Annotated in this window: 1 protein-coding gene; it reads right to left on the bottom strand. The window is 70.8% G+C overall.

The annotated features are described in order from the left end of the window. The coding region (locus ACTMSW_RS30685) for an acyl-CoA desaturase (RefSeq protein WP_441184285.1) at positions 1 to 865 on the bottom strand (865 nt) is incomplete at both ends.

Here is an 865-nt window from a genome sequence, read left to right on the forward strand (position 1 = left end):
GGTGCGGCGGGCGGCGAGGCGTGCCGAGTCGGGCCAGCGGACGTCGTGGGCCCAGCCGAGCTTCTCGAAGAGCCAGATCAGCCGGGCGGCGGGATCGATCTGACCGCGCAGCACGCCGTGGCGGGCGCCGGTGGGGTCGGCGTGGTGGGAGTTGTGCCAGCTCTCCCCGAATGACAGGACCGCCAGCGGCCAGAAGTTCGTGGCCTTGTCCTTGCTGGCGAAGGGCCGCTCGCCCACGACGTGACAGATCGAGTTGACCGACCAGGTGACATGGTGCACCACCGCCATGCGGACCAGCCCGGCCCAGAAGAACCCGGTCAACGCTCCGGTCCACGAGCCGCTGACGAGACCGCCGATCACCGCCGGGAGCAGCAGCGACGCGGCCACCAACGGTCCGAACAGTCGGTCCACGACCCGGATGTCGCGGTCGGCGAGCAGGTCAGGGGCGAAGCGGGCCTTGTTGGTGATCTCCCGATTCAGCAACCAGCCAAGGTGGGAGTGGAGCAGCCCCTTGGCCAACGCGGCGACACCCGTGCCGTAGCGCCACGGCGAATGCGGATCTCCCTCCCGGTCGGTGAACGCGTGATGGCGGCGATGGTCGGCCACCCACTTGGTCGGGGTGCCCTGCACCGCGAGACTGCCGGCCACCGCCAGCGCGATGCGCAGACCGCGGCGGGCCTTGAACGATCCGTGGGTGAGGTGCCGGTGGAATCCGACGGTCGCACCGGCCATCGCGATCACGTACCCCACGACGGCCATCGAGGCGTCCAGCCCGGACAGACCCCGGCCCCAGGCCAGCGGCACCGCCGCGATCAGCGCCGCGACCGGCAGCACCAGGAATACCCACAACATCACCAGGGAGCCG

The sequence above is a fragment of the Micromonospora sp. BQ11 genome (assembly GCF_052068135.1).
GTDB lineage: Bacteria > Actinomycetota > Actinomycetes > Mycobacteriales > Micromonosporaceae > Micromonospora.